This window comes from Kineococcus glutinatus (assembly GCF_039542765.1).
GTDB classification, from domain to species: Bacteria; Actinomycetota; Actinomycetes; order Actinomycetales; family Kineococcaceae; genus Kineococcus_A; species Kineococcus_A glutinatus.
Genome location: NZ_BAABIL010000273.1, coordinates 1 through 884 on the forward strand (window position 1 = coordinate 1; position 884 = coordinate 884).

Annotated in this window: 1 protein-coding gene; it reads right to left on the reverse strand. The window is 74.9% G+C overall.

What is annotated here, in order from left to right:
• The coding region (locus tag ABEB16_RS11085) for a GtrA family protein (protein ID WP_345712311.1) at nt 1-884 on the reverse strand (884 nt) is incomplete at both ends.

Here is an 884-nt window from a genome sequence, read left to right on the forward strand (position 1 = left end):
GGAACACCCACGTCCGCAGCAGCAGGAAGCGCAGCACCGTCGCCAGCAGGTTCGCCACCGTCAGCACCACCAGCTCCGCGCCGCGGCCACCGGCGTCACCGGCGTGCAGCGCCGCCAGGCCGCCCGAGGTCAGCGCCCAGCCCAGGGCGAACACGACGAGACCCTGCACGTGGTGACGGGCGGCGCCCTGCGGGCCCCGCACCCCGAAGGTGTGGCGGCGGTTGAGCGCGGTGTTGCCCACCGCCGTGACCAGCAGCGCGGCGAAGTTCGCCGGCTGCGCACCCAGCAGCGGGTGCAGCACGACGTACAGCAGGGCGTAGGCGATGGTGCTCACCGCCCCGACCAGACCGAACCGCACCAGCTGCCCCAGCAGGCTGGGCTCCACCCCCGCGGCCGCGGCCAGCGCCGGGGTGCGCCCCAGCTCCGAGCGCACCCGCGCCAGCGGCAACCGGCCGCGGGCCAGCGCCAGGGCCAGGCGGCCCATGCCGCGCAGGTCGGCCAGGGCGGTGGTGACGATGTCGACGCGGGAGTCGGGGTCGTCGACCCAGTCCACGGGGACCTCGTGGATGCGCAGGCCGGCGCGCTCGGCCAGCACGAGCAGTTCGGTGTCGAAGAACCAGCCGGTGTCCTCCACCAGGGGCAGCAGGGCGTCGGCGGCGTCCTTGCGGATGGCCTTGAAGCCGCACTGGGCGTCGCTGAAGCGCACCCGCAGCGCCCCGTGCAGCAGCAGGTTGTAGCTGCGGGAGATGAACTCCCGCTTGGGTCCGCGCACCACGCGCGAGCCGTGGGCCAGGCGGGAGCCGATGGCCACGTCGGAGTGCCCCGACAGCAGCGGGGCGATCAGCGGCAGCAGCGCGGCCAGGTCCGTGGACAGGTCCACGTCC